This window comes from Wolbachia endosymbiont of Pentalonia nigronervosa (genome assembly GCF_014534705.1).
Taxonomy (GTDB): Bacteria; Pseudomonadota; Alphaproteobacteria; order Rickettsiales; family Anaplasmataceae; genus Wolbachia.
The window spans coordinates 1-1,194 of record NZ_JACVWV010000168.1 but is presented as its reverse complement, the minus strand read 5'-3'; the positions used below and the strand labels follow the sequence as shown (position 1 = coordinate 1,194).

Genomic DNA, 1,194 nt, shown 5'->3' with positions numbered 1-1,194 from the left:
ATCCCGAAGCTGAAGGATTTCAGGTTATTCCAAAACGTTGGATAGTTGAAAGAACCTTTGCTTGGCTCTCCAATTTTAGGCGCATGAGCAAAGATTACGAACATTCTCCTCTTACCTCAAAAACCAATATTTTCTTTAATATGATTACCGTTATGCTTAATAAATTAGCTACTTAAATGATTTCAAGACATCTTCTGAGAAACAACATAAAGAGAGTTGCTGATAAAATCCGGTAAGGAACCCCAACCCGAAAGCTCCGTGCCTCAGATTCACAATACCAGCGATAATATTGAACCTCAGAAGGTGTCTGCAAACTCAAGGATAAGCTAATTTACGTAACATAACAGTCATGTATGGTCCCACCATATAATGGTATGATAACATCATCAATAAAGGAGAAGTATTACATGGGTGCGCCAGAACAACAGAGGCAATTCGTAGGCTCTGTGAACAAAATTATTCTGTGAGAAAAAAAAGGTAGAAGAAATAAGGAAAAAGCGGTAGTTTAACCGTGAATAAATAAGGAGAAACTACCAAATGAAATATTACATACAAGAAACAAAATGGAAACAAATTTTTGCAAATTTGAAAAGCGTAAAAGGAATACACAGTAAAGATGAAGACCGATTAAGAAAATTTATGGAAGCAATATGGTATATAGTACAAAGTGGCTGCCAGTGGCAACTTTTACCAGAAATATATGGCAATTATAGGAGCGTACACAAGAGATTCAAAAAGTGGTGTGAAAGGGGAATTTGGGAGCTGAAGCATTATGTTTCAAACTCTACTTTAGTGGCGGATAAGGGTTACGATAGCAATGCGTTCGTTGCCAGTCTTGAGAGCAAGGGATGTGAGGTTGTAATTCCGCCAAAAAGAAATAGAAAAGTGCAGAGATACTACGATGAGCATATTTATAAAGAGCGGGAGTGTTTTTTTGGTAAAATAAAGCATTTTAGGCGGATTTTTTCTCGATTTGACAAAACTGCAACAGTTTTCATGGGGAGTGTTAAATAAACTGTGTCAAACCACATTTTTAGCTCAACTCAATTTTCAATCTTCCAGGAAAGAAAATGTCAAGCTGAGATATGGCTACTGCCCAATCATGCACAGGCATCGTCCATTTTTCCTCTGCCTTCTTTATAGCACAATATACCAACTTATACAAGGCATTTATGCTGGTAAATGAGCCCTTGG

2 protein-coding genes and 1 pseudogene are annotated in these 1,194 nt (G+C 37.1%); 2 read left to right on the top strand and 1 reads right to left on the bottom strand.

Going from position 1 to position 1,194, the window contains the following annotated elements; all coding sequences use genetic code 11:
* Both IC220_RS07705 and IC220_RS07700 read left to right on the top strand, forming a co-directional pair.
* Positions 1 to 176, top strand: a 176-nt coding sequence (locus IC220_RS07705; RefSeq protein WP_188152743.1) for a transposase, incomplete at its 5' end; no start/stop codon positions are given.
* 361 nt (positions 177 to 537) lie between these two features.
* The gene (locus tag IC220_RS07700; protein WP_188153809.1) at positions 538 to 1,014 is read left to right on the top strand and encodes a transposase; all 477 of its coding nucleotides are present in this window, start codon (positions 538 to 540) and stop codon (positions 1,012 to 1,014) included.
* Positions 1,015 to 1,033: 19 nt separating this feature from the next.
* On the opposite strand, the pseudogene IC220_RS07695 reads toward IC220_RS07700, so the two are convergent.
* A pseudogene (locus tag IC220_RS07695) lies at positions 1,034 to 1,194 on the bottom strand (IS256 family transposase); the annotation flags it as partial.